Genomic DNA, 18809 nt, shown 5'->3' with positions numbered 1-18809 from the left:
GCGGGGTCGCCGTATCTTGCCGTCTGCTACTGAACCATGAACATGACCGAAACTGAGATCAGGAATAATCAGCGAAACTCAGCGAGAGCTATTGATCTGCAACAGCTTCGGCTCGCGGTTGCCGCTTGTGACTACGGAAGCTTTCGCCGAGCGGCAGAAGCGCTTTCAATCAAGCATAACGCGTTCAGCCGTGCTGTCGGTCAGCTTGAGCACCTCGTGGGAACTTCACTGTTTGAGCGCTCAAGCGGAGGAATCAAGCCTACGTTGACCGGCCGCGCAGTCTTGCGCGTTGCACGGCTAATCCTGGAGCAGGTGGACATGCTCGTTGACATCGGAAAGTCCGGTGGTCGCGGCGATACTGGGCACCTTGTCGTCGGTTTCTTCACGTCTATGTCCGCGGGCAATTTGCGAGCGACGATAGGTGAGTTCAAGAAGCTGGTCCCAGAGCTCGAACTGGCGACGTCGGAACGCTCCCGCTTCCGTCTGATGAATGCCCTCCGTAATGGAACCATCGACGTTGTCGTTGGCCCCGGACGTCTACCTTCAAAGGATACAAGGTCTCTATTGCTCTGGAGTGAACGCATCCTCATCTCGTTGCCGCAGGATCACTGCCTGGCAGCACGCGAGATCATCTATTGGACCGATTTGCGTAACGAAAAGATCCTGCTAAGTGAATATGATCCAGGAAGAGAGCTCGAGGATCTCTTGATTTCGAAGCTCGTGTTACCCAACGATCGGCCGAAGGTAGAACGTCATGACGTAAGCCGTGGCATCATCAAGAGTCTGACGAGTTTGGGCATAGGACTCAGTCTGGCTATGGAATCGGATATTGGTGCAAGCTTCGCCGGCCTTGTGTACCGAGAATTGCAGGACGGAACGGGACCAAGCCGGCTGGACTTCTATGCGCATTGGCGCGACGACAATGAGAATCCGGCTCTGAAGCGTTTCCTCAATCTGTTAGCAGAACGCTATCCCTCGCCTCCGCCGGCTCTCGGGGTGTGACCGGCTCGTCTCGCTTTTGCAAATCCGCGGTCCGTGGCCATAAAGCGCGCCAGCATGGGCGCGATCAGTTTTGCGGGCTCGATGCGCTGCCCACTTTCGCGTGTCAAGGCCTCTGCATAGGCGACGAGATCTTGATGCACTGACGCTGGAAGTTCAGTGGCGACCTTGACCGGCTTGTCATCGGGCAGCGCTCCTATTCTGAGCTTGGGCATCCCCTATCCTCCGTAAGGTGCAAGTATGAGGTCACGATTGACGACAACGCGAACTGGGAAACCCGGTCGCACGGTCAGTGTGGGCTGAATGTTGAGGCCGCGCCGAACTACCTGCTGCCCGCTCTGGTTCAGTGAGCCCGAGGCGCCGTGCCGCAATGCTTGGATTATGGAGCTGTCGTTGCTGTTCGTATCCGAGCCAGCCCCCAGTTCGGTCCCGACCGCTAGAAACGTCGATAGGGCCGCGGCTTTGAAGAGTTCGCCCCAATGGTTGTCTACTTGGTCTTCGAGGCCTGCATATCCCGCAGTGTCTGCGCCTGGCTGCCGCTCGAGAACGATTGAACGTCCATTCGGCATTATCAGCCGGGTCCAGACCAGCAGAACGCGCGGCTGGCCGAAAGTGACCTGGCTATCATAGACCCCGATGAGGCGCGCTCCTTGGGGCACAAGCAGAAAGCGGCCGGTCGGAGTGTCAAAGACATTCTCGGTTACCTGCGCCGTGATCTGGCCCGGCAGGTCCGATCGTATCCCGGTGATCAGGGCTCCCGGAATGACCGTCCCGGCCTGCACGATATATGGTGAAGCCGGCCTCGTGATGCGGTCAGGGCTGACCGTGCGACGGTCCACGGATGCGTTCACGAAGGCAAGCTTCCGGTCTTGACCGTTCTGCACAAATCCGTCATCGCCCGTGCTCGACGCGTTCGGCGACGTCACGCGCTCGCTTCCAGGAGCCGCAGCAGCGGACGGCCGCACTTCTCGACCATTGGTCGAAGCGAACAGGTGACTGATGCGAGCTGCTTCGGTCTCTTGATCCCGCCGCTGCTGGTCCGGATCAGTACCGATCATCGGCGACTGGCCTTGAGCGGCAAGTATCGGTCGACCGAGGTCCCCGGGGAGTGGCGGACCAAGCTGCGGGATTGGCTGGCGCGGAACGCCAGCATAGTCCTTTGGCAGCGTCGTAATGCCGTCGGCAATATTATGGTGGTCAGTGCTGTAAAGCTCATCGGCCGCTTGATTACGGGAGCGAGTGCTCTGTAGCGACCACAGGACCGCTCCGCCGATGACAAGCAGGGCAACCGCGCTCCCCCCGGCCAAGACCTTCCGCGACAGCCGCGTCACGCGCGGATGCTCTGCTCTCAAGCGGAAGCTCCTGGACTGTTCCTCCGGTGTAGCCGGCGGAGCAGCTTGCTGGTGATCGGCTTCATTCCGGGTATTCATGACGACGGCCTCCCGTCAGTCCTGACAATCCTAACCTTCTGCTGGTGTTCACCGCCAAGCCGCAGTTCGGCGGCCGCAAACAGCCGATCGACGATCAACACGTTGCCGTAGGCGCGATAGTTGACGAGTTCGGTCTTGCCGTCTGGACCGATGACGAAGAGGGGAGGCATCTCGCCCTGCGCGATGCCTTGCGGGAACTCGACGTAGACCTTGCGGCCATCGTCATATGCGGCGAGCGGCCGCCAGGGAGGACTGTCCCCTTCGATGGCATAGCGTGAAATGCGCTGCGCCGGTTCCGGAAGAACGGGCTTCAGAGCGACCGAACGCGATCGTTCGCGTACGGTTTCCGGATAGTACCAGGCAACAGACGGCATGTATGGCCGATCGCGGGAGCGTAGTTCGATCAGGTACGTCCGCCGATCGGTATTGACGACGAGGTTGGTCTCGATCGAAGCTCGGGTCGGCTTGACCAGGATATGGACGCGCCGTGTGTCGCCGCTCCCGCTCTCGGTATCGCCCACGACCCAGCGTACGGTATCTCCGGCCGCGATCGGCCCTGATCCCGTCAACTGTTCTCCCTCCTCGAGCGCGATATCCGTGATCTGCCCCGGTGCGGCGTAAATTTGATAGAGCGCCCCGGGACTGTAGGCGTAGATTTGCGCCGCGTTGAAATACCCCCGCTTGCGCGGTTCGACGCGAGACGCGCTGTTTGCCGTCTCGACCCGGCTCACGGGTTCAGCGTCTTCCTTCCCTCCCGACTTGCCGCCGAGAGCCGGCTTCCATAGGGGTGGAACGTGAAGCGGTCGCGACCTGTCGTCGAGAGCCACGGGCGTTGCTGGCAGCGGAGGAACTTCAGCGTCATAGCTGATCTCCGGCGGAATATAGGTCGCGCACCCTCCGAGCACAGACGAACAAAGCAGAAGAGCGGATAGAAGTGCACGCTTCGAGCTCACGAACTCGGGCCAAGCCGAATTGAGCCTGTTTTGCTGAAGGGAACATGTCGAATGAACGTCAGACGGCGTCTTGGTCACTGACCCAACTCCTTTGACCAGTTGATGGCGCGGACGTAGACGCCAAGGGGATTCTTGCGCAGACGTTCGGCATCGCGCGGGGTCTCGATCACGATCGTTAGGATTGCAGTCCAGCGCTCAGTCGAGCTCAACGAGCCGTTGTCGTAAGTGCGTTGAGTCCACGCGACCCGAAAGCTTTCCGAGGATGCGCGGATGACGCTCGAGACGTCGACGGAGATTTGCGCCTTGCCCAGCCTGGCAAAGGGATCATTGTTGCGCGCATAATCGTTGAGCGCAGCGGCGCCGCGATCGGTCGTAAAATCATAGGCCCGGAGCCAGTTCTGGCGCAGAACGATGCCGTCGGCCGGCAGGCCTCTGACATCCTCGATGAAGCGCGCCAGATGGTAGGCGATCTGGGCATCTGTCGGTTGATAGTCGATGTTGGCTGGCGCGACCCTTTGGGCTTGGCCGAGATGATCGACTTCGACCACCCAGGGCGTGATCGAGCCTTGGCTGGATTGCCAGACAAGGCTACCAGCTAGACCGGCCGTCAGTATCAAACAGCCGAACGCCATTAGGCGCCAGTTCTTGGCTTGCACGCGCGCTGATCCAATGCGTTCGTCCCAAACCTGCGCGGCCTTTTGATAAGGCGTAATCGGCTCGGGCATGCGCCCGTAGTGAACAGATGGTCGTTTGAACATCGATGGTTGCCCCTGATTATCGAGTGATCGGGTTCAAGTCGTGCGATAGGTGGATTTGAGCCGCTGCTGGGCGGCGGGGATGCAGTGGTGTGTCTCAGCGTTCTCCTTCAGACAAATCGACGGAGGCACCACTGCCGCCATGATCGCCGGAGCGGACGGCGTGGCCAGCGGCGGAGGCACCATGCCGAATGGTCTGAGAACGCCTCATGCGGCGGGCCCAATCAGGCTGCCCTTCGGCCGGAGCGCTCGCGCCCTGGCCGCCCGCTTGGCTACCTCCGAAGGCAGCCGCGGCTCGACGCAAAGGACTCTTCGCAGCCGAAGCGCCAGCCTCTGCCACGCCAGCTAGACCGCCGCTTCGATAGGCGGCTGATGCTCCGCTTATGACAGCGCCGCCACCGCGGGCGGCACCTGCAATCGCACCGCCAGCGAGACTAGCACCGCCAGCGGCAAGTCCCGCGCCAGCCGCAACAATGCCGCCGGCAGCAATGCCTGTTCCAACCGCGGCGCCGGCGCCGAGTTGAGGTCCACCCGATACAAGGCCGTTTGCGATACCCGGACCGAATATACCGAGACCCAGTAAGGAGAGCGCCGCGAGCACCAGCGTCATCGCGTCTTCGATGGTCGGCTGCGCACCGCCGAAACCAGCTGTGAACTGCGAGAACAGGGTTGAGCCAATGCCGACGATGACGGCCAGGACCAGGATCTTGATGCCAGAAGATATGACGTTGCCCAGAACGCGCTCCGCCGCGAAGGCGGTTTTGCCGAACAAGCCAAAAGGAATGAGCACGAAGCCAGCCAGCGTCGTGAGCTTGAACTCGATCAGGGTGACAAAGAGTTGGATCGCCAGAATGAAGAAGGCGAGCAGCACCACCACCCACGCGAATAGGAGAACGACAATCTGGACGAAATTCTCGAAGAAACTGATGTAGCCCATCAGGTTGGAGATTGAATCAAGCAATGGTCGGCCGGCATCAAGGCCGACCTGAGCGATCTTTCCCGGCCGCAGGAAATCGGATGCAGATAGGCTTGCGCCCGATGCTTTCAGCCCAAGGCCTGCAAAGCTCTCGAAGACGATGCGCGACAGGCTGTTCCAGTTCCCGATGAGGTAAGCGAAAACCCCCACGAAGAGCGTCTTCTTGACAAGACGTGCGATGATGTCCTCGTCAGGTCCCCAGCTCCAGAACAACGCAGCGAGGGTGATGTCGATCGCAGCAAGAGCCGTTGCGAGATATCCGACATCGCTCCCCAGCAGCCCAAAACCGTTGTCGATATAACGCGTGAACGTTTCCAGGAATTGGTCGATGATCCCCGTACCCGTCATGGCCTGCTAGCCTCGGGTATCGCCGGTTGCGGATATCCTTGCGGAATTCGGCTCTGATCCTTTGGGGCGGGCACCAACCCCGCGGCGGGATCTTCTTGGCCAGGAACCGCGGCACCAGTTTTCTTGGCCAAGAAGCGGCGCCGGTTTTCGGCCCAGACCTGCCTGCAATGCTGATAGCCAGCCGTTTCTTCCGCAGTGACACCGCGGCAGCGTGCAAGGTCAGAGCTGGTTGCATCCGTCGTCTGTTCCGCCTTCGGCGGCTGAGGAGAACCGTCTCCGCCGCGAAGCTGAATCGTGCAGGCAGTGACGACCAACACACCGATGGTCGTAAGCAGCGACAACGCCTTGAATGCCCGGATGTCTGTCATCAGTGGAACATCTGCACGTTAGATGATTGATAACCCTGCCCCGGTGTCAGGAACCGACGAAGCTGTTCTCGTCCTTGATCCTGGGCAGAAGCGCGTTGGGCAGCTTCAAGACTCTGCGCCCGACCTTGCGCCGTCACGACGGCGGTGAGGTCGGCGAGTTGCTGCGCGTTCAGCGCGAGAATCTGATTGCCGGCCTGCGTTGCCTGCAGTGCGCCGCTCGCGCCTTGGCTGGTCGTTACGAGCGCGGACGTCTGGATACGATTGGTGTCGAGGTTGCCAACGATGCCCGCCTGGACACGAAGCGCGTCTTGAGTTGCGGCATAGGAATTCAGCCACCGCGACTGAGCGTTCGAGACCAGCAACCGATCCGACTGGCTGCTGGTGGCTGGCGCGTAGCTGGTCGAGAAGGCACGATCAATCTGCTCGACGTCGTAGGCGACGCGCTGCGCCTGGGCAAGCAATTGCTGGGTGCGCTGGATCGAGGATTGCAGTTGCTGTAGCGACGAGTACGGCAGGTTTGCCAGGTTCTTCGCCTGGTTGATCAACATCTGCGCCTCGTTCTGCAACGAGGCGATCTGATTGTTGATCTGCTGCAGCTCTCGTGCGGCAGTCAGGACGTTCTGAACGTAGTTGTTGGGATCGAAGACGATCAGCGCCCTTGCAGGCACCGTGGCTAGGATCAGCGCGACCGTGCCAGCGGCCGCCAATAGACCGAGACGCCTCATAGCGATTTCTCCAGATTGACGAGATTGGGGATCAGGCCGAGGGCCCAGGCCACGTCACGGTGCTGTAGCCAAGCCGGCACAAATCCGTCAGGTCCATGTTCGGCAAAGAGTTGCGCGATGACAGCCTGATCGGCCTTGGAAGAAGCTGCCGTAAAGGCGAGCGCGACTTCACCAAGCCCAAGTTCGAACATGCGGTTGCCCCGGCGCGACTGGCAGTAGTAGTCGCGCTTTGGCGTTGCCCGGCTCAGAAGTTCGATTTGGCGATCGTTCAGTCCGAAGCGGCGGTAGATGGCGGTGATCTGCGGTTCTATCGCCCGTTCGTTCGGCAGTAACAGACGAGTTGGGCAGCTTTCGATGATCGCCGGCGCGATCGCGGACCCGTCAATATCCGACAACGACTGGGTAGCGAAGATGACGGACACATTCTTCTTCCGAAGCGTCTTCAGCCATTCGCGGAGCTGGCCGGCAAAGTCCTCGTCGTCGAGGGCAAGCCAGCCTTCATCGACAATGAGAAGTGTCGGCCGGCCGTCGAGACGGTCTCCGATCCGATGAAAGAGGTAAGCCAGAACGGCTGGGGCAGCGCTCGTTCCGATCAACCCTTCAGTCTCAAATGCCTGGACGGACGCCTCGCCGAGGCGCTCGAATTCTGCATCGAGCAGGCGTCCAGAGGAACCACCCAGGCAATAAGGTTGCAGAGCCCTTTTCAGGGAATTGGATTGCAGCAAGACCGCGAGGCCCGTGAGGGTGCGCTCCTCCCTCGGCGCCGAAGCGAGAGACGTCAGCGCCGACCACAGATGATCCTTCACCTCCGGGGTGATCTCGACCTTTTCCCGCGCCAAGATCGCGCCAATCCATTCCGTGGCCCATCCGCGCTCGGCGGAATCGTCGATCCAGGCCAATGGTTGCAGCGCGACGGGGTTTTCCTCCCCGTCAGACAGCGCACCGCCGAGATCATGCCAGTCGCCGCCCATGGCGAGCGCGGCCGCCCGGATCGAACCACCGAAATCGAACGCAAAGACCTGCGAGTTCGGGTAACGGCGGAACTGCAGCGCCATCAGAGCGAGCAGGACCGACTTGCCGGCACCTGTCGGTCCTACCACGAGCGTGTGGCCGACGTCGCCGACGTGGAGGGAGAATCGGAACGGCGTTGTTCCCTCGGTCTTGCCGAACAGAAGCGGCGGACCCTTGAAATGCAGGTCCCCGGCTTCGCCCGCCCACACGGCCGACATCGGAATCATATGGGCGAGGTTGAGTGTCGATACCGGTGGCTGCCTCACATTTGCATAGACATGCCCCGGCAGACTGCCGAGCCAGGCTTCGACAGCGTTCACCGTCTCGATCATGCAGGTGAAGTCGCGCCCCTGAATGACCCTCTCGACCAGGCGCAGCTTTTCGTCGGCGGCATTGGGATCAAGGTCCCAGACAGTGATGGTCGCCGTGACAAAGGCTTGTCCGATCTGGTCGGACCCCAGTTCCTGCAACGCCGCATCGGCATCAAGCGCCTTGTTGTGGGCGTCGGTATCGAGCAGCGGCGACGGCTCGTTTGTCACGACCTCCTTGAGGATGGCGCCAACCGACTTTCGCTTGGCGAACCACTGCCGCCTAATCTTGGTCAGCAGCTTGGTGGCGTCGGTCTTGTCGAGCATGATCGCGCGGGTCGACCAACGATAAGAGAATGGCAGGCGATTCAAGTCGTCTAAGATTCCCGGGGTCGTGGCTCCCGGAAAGCCGACAATCGTCAGTACCCTAAGATTGGTTGAGCCCAGCATCGGCTCTAGCCCGCCGGTTAGCGGCTGGTCGGCTAAGAGCGCATCGATGTACATGGGAATTTCGGGCACTCGAACCCGATGACGCCTGGTGGAGATCGTCGAGTGCAGGTAGGTCAGCGTGTCCTGATCATCGAGCCAGGCGCACTCCGGCATGAACCCTTCGACGAGCTGCAGCACGCGGTTGGTTTGGTCGACAAACCCGCGCAGCACCTCCCGGGCATCTGCTCCAACGGTGCGGTCGCGACCCTCATAGAGCAATCGATCCGCCTTAGCCGCTCCCTCCTCCGGAGGTAGAAAGAGGAAGGTCAGGAAGTAGCTTGACTCGTAATGAGCGCCCGCCTCCTCGAACTGTGCCCTGCGTTCCGCGTCGACCAGCGCGGACGCGACATCCGGAAATGTACTCGGAGGATAGGCCCCAGCGAAATGGCGCTGCGCCTCAACGAACACGGCCCAGCCGGATCCCAGGCGACGCAAAGCGTTATTCAAGCGACCGGCGACGGCGACTAGTTCAGCCGGTACTGCGCTGTCGAGGTCAGGCCCCCGGAACTTTGCTGTCCGTTGGAACGAACCGTCCTTGTTCAGGATGATTCCCTCGTCGACGATCGCTGCCCAGGGCAGGAAGTCGGCGAGGCGCGCGCTTGAATGGCGATATTCGGCAAGATTCATCATGACCTAGAGCTCAGGTGTTAAGATGACCGGGGATGCGCAGATGTCGGCGCACCACATCGACAAAAGCGGGGTCGCGCTTGGCGGCCCAGACAGCGGCCATGTGGCCGATGAACCAGAGGACCAGACCCGCGATCCAGAGCCGCAGCCCCAGACCCAGGGCTGCCGCAAGCGTGCCGTTGACGATCGCAACCGATCGCGGCGCGCCACCCATCAGGATGGGCTCGGTGAGTGCGCGATGAACATGCACAACAAAGCCGGTGACAGGTTCATCCATCAGATGACCACGCCACCGCCGAAGGAGAAGAACGACAGGAAGAAGCTTGAGGCCGCAAACGCGATCGATAGACCGAACACGATCTGGATCAGTCTGCGGAAGCCGCCCGAGGAATCCCCGAATGCGAGAGTTAGGCCGGTCACGACGATGATGATGACCGCGATGATCTTTGCGACCGGCCCCTCCACTGACTGCAGGATCTGATTGAGCGGCTGCTCCCACGGCATGTTCGAACCAGCCGCCCATGCGGGCTGAACTGCCAAAACCATTGTGCCGATGGCGGCCAACGATACACCTCGAAGAAAGCGAAATTGCTGACGCATGTCAGTCTCCTGCTGTTGAAAGGCTGTAGTCACCGGTGGCACCCAGCCCTGAGACGGCGGCGAGTTCAGCGAGGCGGCGGTCAGCGCCGCGTCCCACCAGCACGGCGACGAGGTTGATGGTCTCGGCGATCAGAGCGCGCGGAACCGTGATGACAGCTTCCTGGATGAGCTGCTCGAGCCGGCGCAGCGCGCCGAGCGCAGTGCCCGCATGGATGGTACCGATGCCGCCGGGATGGCCGGTGCCCCAGGCCTTGAGGAGATCGAGTGCTTCGGCACCTCGGACTTCGCCAATCGGGATGCGGTCAGGACGCAGTCGGAGGGACGAGCGGACGAGATCCGACAGCGTCGCCACGCCGTCCTTGGTCCGCAGCGCAACGAGATTGGGCGCCCTGCACTGCAGCTCGCGGGTGTCCTCGATCAGCACGACGCGATCGGAGGTCTTCGCCACCTCGACCAGAAGCGCATTCGTCAACGTGGTCTTGCCCGTCGATGTCCCGCCAGCGACAAGGATGTTCTTCCGTGCGGCGACCGCGTCCTGCAGGGTCCTGGCCTGCTCCGAGGTCATGATGCGCCTGGCGACGTAGTCGTCGAGCGTAAACACGGCGACGGCGGGCTTGCGGATTGCAAAGGCCGGTGCTGCAACGACCGGAGGCAAGAGACCTTCGAAGCGCTCGCCGGTCCCGGGCAGTTCGGCCGAGACCCGCGGCGAGCCGGCATGCACCTCCGCGCCCACGTGATGTGCGACCAGGCGAACGATCCGTTCGCCATCCGCGGCCGACAGAGTTTCGCCAGTGTCAATCAGGCCGCTCGACAACCGGTCGATCCACAGCCGTCCATCGGGATTAAGCATCACCTCGATGATCGCTTCGTCTTCCAGGTAGCCTGCAATCGCAGAGCCGAGCGCGCTACGCAGCATTCGCGCACCGCGCGAACTCGCCTCCGATTGAATGGAATGGATTGCCACCGTCCGCCCCCACCGAATGAGGACGTCCAAAGAGCGTCCTCTGATGGAGATCATTAGAAAAGCCACCTATGGAATTGGCGCAACAAGTGGCTTCCTTGATCGTAGGCTGGCGTAGAAAAAGAAAGACTGAGAACTGATGTTTAAGGCCTACTCAATGGTCTCGTACTCGGCGAGCATCGTCATCCGCGGGCAGGAAGATGACCGACTCCTCATACAACCGACTGGCTCGATAGCAAGCATCGACGGGAGCACGCGCGAACGCTCCTCGCCCTACTTCGCCGGTGATCAACCCGAGTTGAAGCAGTTCTGAGTATACGCGGGTTGCCGCCCCCAGCGACAAGCCTTGCTTGTAAGCAAGATCGCCATGGGTTGGCATTCACTGTCCGGGTCTCATCGCACCAGAACGGATCTGATCCGCCAACAAACGAACGATACCCTTCTATTTGCCCCGCGCCATGTTCGTCGGCCTATATTGTCATGGATACAATGTATCGCTTGCGAACTGATTGCCCCAAACATAAACCTTCTCTTGTCCCGCACCAGCCCCGTCATTGTGAAATGGGTATTCAATGTCCGACACAGGCCGAACCTTTCCCAAGCCAAGCGATAAAGCGGACCGCGCTTGCGACATCGATATTGAAGACATCCGAGCGGCCGCACGGCGAATTGAACCTTACGCCGTGATCACTCCGCTTTTTGAATCTCCGGTTCTCAATGACCGGGTCGGCGGTCGGGTTTTGCTCAAGGCTGAGGTGTTGCAACGAACAGGTTCTTTCAAACTCCGGGGTGCGCTTAACCGAATTGCGCAACTGAGCAGGGCGGAATTGGCACGCGGTGTCGTGGCCTATTCTTCTGGCAATCACGCTCAAGCTGTTTCGCTCGCAGCTCGCTTGTTCGGCTCAACTGCTGTTATCGTCATGCCTGCTGATGCGCCTAAAGTGAAAATCGACAAAACCCATTTCTACGGCGGCGAGATTATCTTTTACGATCGTTACACGGAAGATCGGGCCGCCGTGGGCGCGAAGATTGCTGAAGATAGAAACCTGGTTCTGGTGCCGCCCTATGACGATCCGGAAGTGATCGCCGGACAAGGGACACTTGGCCTCGAAATGGCCTCTCAGGCTGCGTCTATGGGAGCCGAGTTGGACGCGCTGCTGGTGTGCTGTTCGGGCGGCGGGCTCACGGCTGGTTGCGCGCTTGCGATGGAGGCTGAGAGCCCGGCGACCGCAGTATATTCGGCTGAGCCTGCTGGATTTGATGACACGCGCCGCTCCCTCGCCACAGGACATCGTGTGTCCAATCATCCTGGAGCGACTTCGATCTGCGATGCCATCCTCATCGACAAGCCGGGTGAACTGACCTTTCCGATTAATAAGCGCCTTCTAACGGGCGGAGTCGTCGTCAATGACAATGATGCGTTGAAGAGTTCAAGATCGTCGTGGAGCCCGGCGGCGCCGTCGCACTTGCTGCCGTCATTTCAGGCCAGGTCGACTGTCGAGGCAAAACCGTGGGTGTTGTCTGCTCGGGCGGCAATGTGAGCACCGACGTCTTCCGCTCGGCATTGGACCTAGCGCACGCCGAAATGCGGATCGCTTAGCCGGCCTCGCCTATCGGGATGTGATCAGGACGCAATCTGAGCGAGGACCGAACGAGCTCGGTGACTACCTCGTCTTTTGTCATAACGCTACGAGATTTGGCCCCTTGCACCGGAGTTCGCGTGTATCTTCAATCAGCACGACCCGGTGGGAGGTCTTTGCCACTTCGGCCAGGGCGCGTTCGTCAAGCTTGGTTTGCCGGTCGATGCCCCGCTAGTGACGAGGATATTCTTCCGTGCGGCGACCGCATCCCTCAGGGTGTTGGCCTGGTCCGAGGTCGTGATCTGCTTGGCGGCGTACTCGTCGAACGCACGCTTGCGGATAGCAAGGCGGGTGCTGCCACAACTGGGGCAAACGGCCTTCGAAGAGCTCGCCAGTCCCTTGCGCAGCATTCGCGCACCACGCGAATTCGCTTCCAATTGAATGGAATGGATTGCCACCGTTCGCCCCCTGCGAACTCCCAAAGAGCGCCCTCAGACGGGGACGATTAGAAAAGCCACCAGTGGACTTGGCGCAACAAGCGCTTTCGGTGATCGTTGGCTGGAGCAGAAAAAGAAGGACTGAAAACCGATATTTGATGAGTGATCGTATCTGTTCGCCGCGAGTTGCTGCTCACCACTCCGCGTGGTCATCCGCAGGCAGGAGGATGACCGAATCCTCATGCAATCCAGCTGACTCAGCGCAGGGATCATCAGCCGGCTTGAAGTAGCTGATTGAACTAATCCACGGAGTGGTGGATCGGCGCCTGGACAGCGTGAACCAGACCAGCGCCGCGATCTGCAGCGCTACGTTGAAACCGAAAGCAACTTGATAGGCCTGGAGCGGCCGATGGCCATCATTGGCGGACCATTGCTCCAGGATCAGGCCCGTCGCGTATTGCGCCAGAAACGCCCAACCAAAGTGCAAGACGTTCAAGGCACCATTGGCACGACCAGCGAGTTCCGGCGGAAAGTAATCAGCTATCACCGCGAAGCTGACCACGGTTGCCGTTCCGACAATTGCGACAACGGACCAGGGCAAGATGGACGACAGAGGCGCTCGCAGGATCAAGACTAGCTCGGCTGCGATAAACAACACTGCGACCATCCCCAATACCGCCTCGACCCCGATTCCTCTTCGTTTGATATGGTGCACGGTCATCCCAAACAACACGGCACCGCAGCTCAAGACGATCGACATTATGAAAAGCTGTCGGACGAGAGCTGCGCGATCAAGCCCCTCTACGTCTGTCAGCCACGGCGATGCCCACAATCCCTGCAAGGACCAGGCCGATCCAACGCAAGTCGCCGACAACGGGGCCATTCGCCAGAAGCGCCGATCTCCAAAAACAGAGCTTAGGGTCGTGGGGGTTGACGCTGTCGATGGGACATTGCCTCGTTCGGGCACCACGACATAGATCAAAATGGCCGTGGCACCGGTCGCGGCCGCCAGTATCTCAAAGAGCTGCCGCCAGCCCATCCAAGCGAGTAGGTGTTCAAGGGGAGCCGTAGCGGTCACCGCTCCGAGCGATCCCAGCATGATCATGTAGCCGTTAAGCAAGGCGACTCGTTCCCTGGGGAACCAAAGGATGATGGACTTCAGCCCTGCCGTCAGCGCCGCCGCGACGCCAAGCCCAATCATTCCACGCGCGATCAAGAATGACAGGAAGCTGGTCGATACCGCGAACAGCCCGGCGCCCGCCGCGGCAATCAAGAGCAGAACACTCTGGACGCGACGCGGACCAAAGCGGTCCAGCAAAATGCCGATGGGGATCTGAGCCGCCGCGAAGACAAGGAAATAGACTGACGTAAGCAACCCGAGGTCGGCAGTCCCAAGCCCAGTATCCGAGCTGAGACGACTGGCGATCAAAGCGTTGATCGTTCGAAACAGATACGAAAGATAGTATCCAGAAGCGAAAGGGAGAAAAACGAACGCGATTCGACGCCATGCTGTTGAGATTTGCATGCTTGCCCCTTTTGCTCTCCGCTCGTGCGAGCCGATAGCGCGTCCAGCTTTTTGTCAGATTGGCTGAATTGCCGCGGTCGCAGGCTGGCGTAGAAAAAGAAGGACCGGCGAAATGGTCTGCCCACATGATTCAATCAGGTTTCTTCGACCGGTTCCTGACGGCGGACATCTTCCGGAATCTCGCGGAGAAAGCTTTGCCCCTTTTGCAAGCGGCGCCCGAGCGCCTCGACAAATCCTTCGAAGCGCTCCCGGCCTTTTGCTTGCGCGGCCGCCTGCGCGTCATTGGGCAGTGGAGGCGTGATCGTCAGCCAGAACCGTATGAAGAGCGCCAAGCTTTCGGCCGTCAAACCTACGTCGCGCTCGAGCCTCTGCATCTGACGCGACAGCCGATCGAGGCGCCGGGTGAACGCTGCCTCCCGCCTATCCGCTCCGTCGGGTGAAAGAAAGGAGGCGACCGCAGCTTCCACGATCGCAGACCGGGAAAGCTTCTTGCGATCGGCGAGGTCCGAGATCTGTTTCAGCAGCTCTGGCGGAAAATAGACGTTCATCCGGTCGCGCATATTGCCTCAAAGCTCCATACCGTCATTCGGATCCATGGCGACCTGACGCGCGACGCCACGCATCTGCTGACGCATAAGCCGAGACTGGCGGACCGGGTCCTCGTCGTCGTCGAGAACGACTGCAAACTCCTCTGCTGGCGTCGGCTCGGTTGTTTCCTTGACGATCGCGACGTGATCCGGGAGTTCGGGTTCACGACGAAATCCGCTATTCGCCGTGTCCTCGGCCTCCGCGGCTTTGTCAGTTGGACCTCCCGTCGGCTCCAGCGCTCCGATCGCTGACCATCCGTCCGTTCGCGAGGATCGACCGGCCCTCGCCGGATCCGGCGGCGGCAGAACCCGCTCAGTGAATCGCCTATCCTCGTAGTAGCGGACCTTCGTCGCCCGGATCGGCGCCGTCCCTGCCACCATGACGATCTCGTCCATCCCCGGCAGCTGCATGACCTCGCCCGGCGTCAAGAGCGGCCTTGCCGTCTCCTGTCGCGAGACCATGAGGTGCCCGAGCCATGGGTTCAACCTGTGACCGGCATAGTTCTTCATCGCGCGCATCTCGGTCGCTGTGCCCAACGCGTCAGACACACGCTTGGCGGTCCGCTCGTCGTTGGTCGCGAAGCTGACGCGGACATGGCAGTTATCGAGGATCGCGTTGTTGGGCCCGTAGGCCTTTTCGATCTGATTGAGCGACTGAGCGATCAGGAAACTCTTGATGCCATACCCCGCCATGAAGGCGAGCGCGGACTCGAAGAAATCAAGACGCCCCAGCGCCGGGAACTCGTCAAGCATCATCAGGACGCGATGCCGGCGGTCGCGGGCGTGCAGATCTTCGGTCAGGCGCCGGCCGATCTGGTTCAGCACCAGGCGGATCAACGGCTTCGTCCGCGAGATATCGGAGGGCGGCACGACGAGGTAAAGCGTCGTCGGACGGAGGTCGGCGGTCAGGTCGGCGATCCGCCAGTCACAGCGCCGGGTCACCTGGGCCACCACGGGATCGCGATAAAGTCCGAGGAACGACATTGCCGTGGATAGGACGCCGGAGCGTTCGTTCTCGGACTTGTTGAGCAGTTCTCTCGCGGTCGAAGCGACCACGGGATGCGCACCCTGCTCGCCAAGGTGCGGTGTGGTCATCATCGCCTTCAGCGTCGCCTCGATCGGCCGCTTCGGGTCGGACAGAAAGGCTGCTACGCCGGCCAAGGTCTTGTCCGCCTCGGCATAGAGGACGTGGAGGATGGCGCCGACCAGGAGCGAATGACTGGTCTTCTCCCAATGATTCCGCTTGTCGAGTGAGCCTTCGGGGTCGACCAGGACGTCTGCCACGTTCTGGACGTCGCGGACCTCCCACTCCCCCCGCCGGACCTCGAGAAGCGGATTGTAAGCCGAGGATTTCGGGTTGGTCGGGTCGAACAACAGGACGCGGCCATGCCGCGAGCGAAAGCCTGCGGTCAGCTCCCAGTTCTCGCCCTTGATGTCGTGCACGATGGCCGAGCCGGGCCAAGCCAGCAGCGAGGGCACCACAAGGCCAACACCCTTCCCGGACCGGGTCGGCGCGAAACACAACACATGCTCCGGCCCGTCATGGCGGAGATAGTCGCGGTCGAGCTTGCCGAGCACCACACCATCCGGACCGAGAAGACCTGCCGCCCTCACCTCCTCTAGACCAGCCCAGCGCGCCGAACCATAAGTCTCGACGTTCTTGGCTTCGCGCGCGCGCCAAACCGACATGCCGATCGCAACTGCGATCGAAATAAACGTCCCCGACGCCGCGATGAAAGCGCCCTCTACAAAGACCTGCGGCGCATAGGCATCAAAGACGAACCACCACCAGAAGAAGATCGGCGGATAATAGAACCTGAAGCCCAACAGTTCGAACCAGGGCCGTCCAAGCTCAGGTTGAAAGGCGAGCCGCCACGCCGTCCACTCGGTTGCTCCCCAGATGGCCAGCAAGACGATCAGGGCGACAACGATCACCTGCCCCCAGAGGATTTTGGTTCCGGACATCCCGAACCTCTTTCCGCAACTGTATTGTTGAGATTGCTAGAGGCCGAGGTCGCGCTTCCGACCAAAGCCCCATTCGATGCCGCCGCCGTCCTTCACCGCGCCGCTGACGTGTTGGCCGAGCCTCTTTTCGAGTTCGCGCGACCAGGGCACGAGCTGGAAGCCGAGCCCATTATCGATCATGGCGAAGCGTCCAGAGGTGAGCGTCAGCCGCTGGCGATACGTGCCCGCCACGTGCTCCCCGGAGCCGGCATTCAAGCGAGGCAGGCCGGTGCTGGCCGAAAGCTTTGCTGCCACCTCGTCCAGTTCGCGTCTGCGTAGCGCGTTCAGGAGATCGCGCTGCAGGATGATGCGTTGGTCCTGCCGCCGCGCCAGACCCTGCTGGATCAGATGCTCCGTACGGGCTTCCATGGCCTCGCGGGTCTCGCGGCCAAATCCACTCATGGCGAGCGGCATGGGGTCGCGTTCGACCAGCCGATGATCGAGCCAGGTAGCACCCTTCGCGGTGACCTGCCCACCGAGATCGAGATCGGAACGGGTCGCCAGCACCAGGGTCGGTCGCGGATCGCCGGCTTGACCCAAGCGTCGGACCTCGACGATGCCGCCGATCGGCGGTGCATGTTCGAAAGCCTCGAGCCCTCGAAAGCGCACATGGTGCGCCCGTCCGTCTGTTCCGTCGATCAGAGCGTAGGCCTCGCCAGTCATTTCGTCATGCAATCCGCGGTCGACCAGTCGTCCGACAAGCTGGGATGTCGGCTGGCCGCCCTCGATGACGAAATCGGCAACGCCGCGCGCTTCCCCACGCTCGGTGAAGGCGCGGTGCATGGTCTTGATGATGTCGCCGCGCATACCGAGGTCACGCAAGCTACCCTCCGCCTCAAGTCCGACCATCCATTCCCCTGACGCGGCTGATGCGGCAAGGCCCATCTTCTCCAAGTGTTGAAGGCGACCGACCATCAGGCGCCGGATCTCGGGGTCGGACTTGTCGGGATTCTCCGGGCGAAGATCGATCGAGCCAGTCTCATCTGCCGCCAACCGGATCTCCCGGTCGAGCCGCGTCCATCGTTCCGCCGTAACTTCCCTCTCCAGCGAATTGCGGATCTCGTGCTCCGGCTTTGGACCCAGTTCGATGGCGACCAGTTCCTCGGCGCGAGAGCGGAGGCCCCGGCTGATGTAGTCGCGGGAGATCACGAGATCCGCCCCTTCTTCATCTATCCCCCGTACGAGAAGATGGACATGAGGGTTGTCGGTATTCCAATGATCGACAGCCACCCAATCGATCCGCGTACCAAGGTCGATTTCCATCTGCCTGGCGAGATCGCGGGTGAAGGCCTTCAGGTCAGTCATGTCGCCGGCATCCTCCGGTGAGACGATGAACCTGAAATGATGCCGGTCGTCCTTGCAGCGTTCTGCGCAAGCCGCGCTATCGGCGCGGTCGCAGCCCTCATTGAACATCTCGGTCCGTTCATCACTCCGGGTCACGCCATCGCGCTTCAGATATGAGAGGTGGGCGGTCAGTGGCGCTGAACGGAAGGCCCGCCCTTTGTGACGAACCACACGCGCCTTCACCACGACGCGCCTTGTCGGGCTGAACAATCGGGCGCGGCTAAAGGCGACGCGCCCGCGGCCAAACGTCGAGCGCCCATAGGCGGCCGAACGCCTACCCGATCCCACCTGACCGGAGGTGTGTCCTGCTTTCTTCGCTGCCCGCAGCACCTGGTTGATGAAGCTCTTCGGCTTAGGCGCTCGGGTACTGCGGATACGCCCAGGCCGGATACGCAGGTCGCTGTCGCCCGTGCTCACGGCAGGGCCTCCCAACTGTCGAAAACGCAGACAGTGCCGAAAACGCCTTTGATTGCATTCGCCAAAATGCAAGGCGCGGCACGCGCCCCGACCGACCGGCACGCCAAAACCCAAGCCATGCCAATGGCTTGCGGTTCGACCGGCGAGCCCCTTTTATCTCGCCGTCCTGCCGTCGTGGTCTCGCCGGTTCCCGACAGAGCCGCAGCGACTTGGCAGGCAACTCGCGAAGCCGTCACTGCTTCCGCGCGCTTGCGATAGCGATCGTTACCCGAAGGGCCGAGACACCCGTAGGGTGGCACGGTGAGGAGCGAAGCGACGAGTAGAGCGCGGGCCGAAGGCATCGCCCATACGCCGTCAGCTTGCGA

Annotated in this window: 16 protein-coding genes and 2 pseudogenes; 2 read left to right on the top strand and 16 right to left on the bottom strand. The window is 61.1% G+C overall.

Annotation, left to right across the window (positions count from 1 at the left end):
- Positions 1 to 42 precede the first annotated feature (42 nt).
- Entirely contained in the window at positions 43 to 1002 is a 960-nt protein-coding gene (locus tag I6F36_RS25155; RefSeq protein ID WP_225137025.1) for a LysR family transcriptional regulator, read from the top strand.
- On the opposite strand, the gene I6F36_RS25150 is transcribed toward I6F36_RS25155, so the two are convergent.
- From I6F36_RS25150 to trbB, 11 genes are all read right to left on the bottom strand, one after another.
- Entirely contained in the window at positions 969 to 1214 is a 246-nt protein-coding gene (locus tag I6F36_RS25150; RefSeq protein WP_225137027.1) for a DUF2274 domain-containing protein, read from the bottom strand. The two genes, I6F36_RS25155 and I6F36_RS25150, sit on opposite strands and share 34 nt — an antisense overlap.
- Positions 1215 to 1217: 3 nt before the next feature.
- Positions 1218 to 2429, bottom strand: coding sequence for a TrbI/VirB10 family protein (locus I6F36_RS25145; RefSeq protein WP_225137029.1), 1212 nt, complete (start codon positions 2427 to 2429; stop codon positions 1218 to 1220).
- Complete coding sequence (gene trbG / locus I6F36_RS25140; protein ID WP_225172412.1) at positions 2426 to 3460, bottom strand: P-type conjugative transfer protein TrbG; 1035 nt, start codon at positions 3458 to 3460, stop codon at positions 2426 to 2428. Before trbG ends, I6F36_RS25145 begins: the two co-directional genes overlap by 4 nt.
- Positions 3457 to 4140, bottom strand: coding sequence for a conjugal transfer protein TrbF (gene trbF / locus I6F36_RS25135; protein ID WP_225172411.1), 684 nt, complete (start codon positions 4138 to 4140; stop codon positions 3457 to 3459). Before trbF ends, trbG begins: the two co-directional genes overlap by 4 nt.
- 94 nt (positions 4141 to 4234) lie before the next feature.
- Positions 4235 to 5461, bottom strand: coding sequence for a P-type conjugative transfer protein TrbL (gene trbL / locus I6F36_RS25130; RefSeq protein ID WP_225172410.1), 1227 nt, complete (start codon positions 5459 to 5461; stop codon positions 4235 to 4237).
- Entirely contained in the window at positions 5458 to 5829 is a 372-nt protein-coding gene (trbK-alt, locus tag I6F36_RS25125) for a putative entry exclusion protein TrbK-alt (protein ID WP_225172409.1), read from the bottom strand. The genes trbL and trbK-alt overlap by 4 nt, the downstream gene beginning before the upstream one ends.
- Positions 5829 to 6554, bottom strand: coding sequence for a P-type conjugative transfer protein TrbJ (trbJ, locus tag I6F36_RS25120; RefSeq protein ID WP_225172408.1), 726 nt, complete (start codon positions 6552 to 6554; stop codon positions 5829 to 5831). Before trbJ ends, trbK-alt begins: the two co-directional genes overlap by 1 nt.
- Positions 6551 to 8992: a conjugal transfer protein TrbE gene (gene trbE / locus I6F36_RS25115; protein WP_225172407.1), complete on the bottom strand. Its 2442-nt coding sequence runs from the start codon at positions 8990 to 8992 to the stop codon at positions 6551 to 6553. The genes trbJ and trbE overlap by 4 nt, the downstream gene beginning before the upstream one ends.
- A gap of 10 nt (positions 8993 to 9002) precedes the next feature.
- On the bottom strand, positions 9003 to 9266 hold the full coding sequence (locus I6F36_RS25110) for a VirB3 family type IV secretion system protein (protein WP_225137041.1): 264 nt from the start codon (positions 9264 to 9266) through the stop codon (positions 9003 to 9005).
- Complete coding sequence (locus I6F36_RS25105) at positions 9266 to 9535, bottom strand: TrbC/VirB2 family protein (RefSeq protein WP_249789060.1); 270 nt, start codon at positions 9533 to 9535, stop codon at positions 9266 to 9268. The genes I6F36_RS25110 and I6F36_RS25105 overlap by 1 nt, the downstream gene beginning before the upstream one ends.
- A gap of 55 nt (positions 9536 to 9590) precedes the next feature.
- Positions 9591 to 10505 (bottom strand): P-type conjugative transfer ATPase TrbB, encoded by a 915-nt coding sequence (gene trbB / locus I6F36_RS25100; RefSeq protein ID WP_225137046.1) that lies wholly within the window; start codon positions 10503 to 10505, stop codon positions 9591 to 9593.
- A 617-nt stretch (positions 10506 to 11122) separates the two neighbouring features.
- On the opposite strand from trbB, the pseudogene I6F36_RS25095 reads away from it, so the two are divergent.
- Positions 11123 to 12150 (top strand): annotated as a pseudogene (locus I6F36_RS25095) (threonine/serine dehydratase).
- Positions 12151 to 12155: 5 nt separating this feature from the next.
- Here the strand turns inward: I6F36_RS25095 and I6F36_RS25090 are convergent.
- The 5 genes and pseudogenes from I6F36_RS25090 to I6F36_RS25070 form a co-directional block, all read right to left on the bottom strand.
- Positions 12156 to 12526, bottom strand: a pseudogene (locus I6F36_RS25090) (ATPase, T2SS/T4P/T4SS family); the annotation flags it as partial.
- A 234-nt stretch (positions 12527 to 12760) separates the two neighbouring features.
- Positions 12761 to 14092: a nitrate/nitrite transporter gene (locus I6F36_RS25085; RefSeq protein WP_225137048.1), complete on the bottom strand. Its 1332-nt coding sequence runs from the start codon at positions 14090 to 14092 to the stop codon at positions 12761 to 12763.
- Between the two features lie 134 nt (positions 14093 to 14226).
- Positions 14227 to 14652 carry a CopG family transcriptional regulator gene (locus tag I6F36_RS25080; protein WP_225137050.1) on the bottom strand — a complete coding sequence of 142 codons (426 nt, stop codon included), beginning with the start codon at positions 14650 to 14652 and terminating at the stop codon, positions 14227 to 14229.
- Positions 14653 to 14658: 6 nt separating this feature from the next.
- Positions 14659 to 16644: a conjugal transfer protein TraG gene (locus I6F36_RS25075; RefSeq protein WP_225137051.1), complete on the bottom strand. Its 1986-nt coding sequence runs from the start codon at positions 16642 to 16644 to the stop codon at positions 14659 to 14661.
- Positions 16645 to 16680: 36 nt separating this feature from the next.
- Positions 16681 to 18444, bottom strand: coding sequence for a DUF3363 domain-containing protein (locus I6F36_RS25070; RefSeq protein ID WP_225172406.1), 1764 nt, complete (start codon positions 18442 to 18444; stop codon positions 16681 to 16683).
- Between the last annotated feature and the right edge of the window lie 365 nt (positions 18445 to 18809).

It is taken from the genome of Bradyrhizobium sp. BRP19, assembly GCF_020194195.1.
GTDB lineage: Bacteria > Pseudomonadota > Alphaproteobacteria > Rhizobiales > Xanthobacteraceae > Bradyrhizobium > Bradyrhizobium yuanmingense.
Note: the sequence above shows the minus strand (reverse complement) of the source record. Positions and strands in the feature narration are given on the sequence as shown.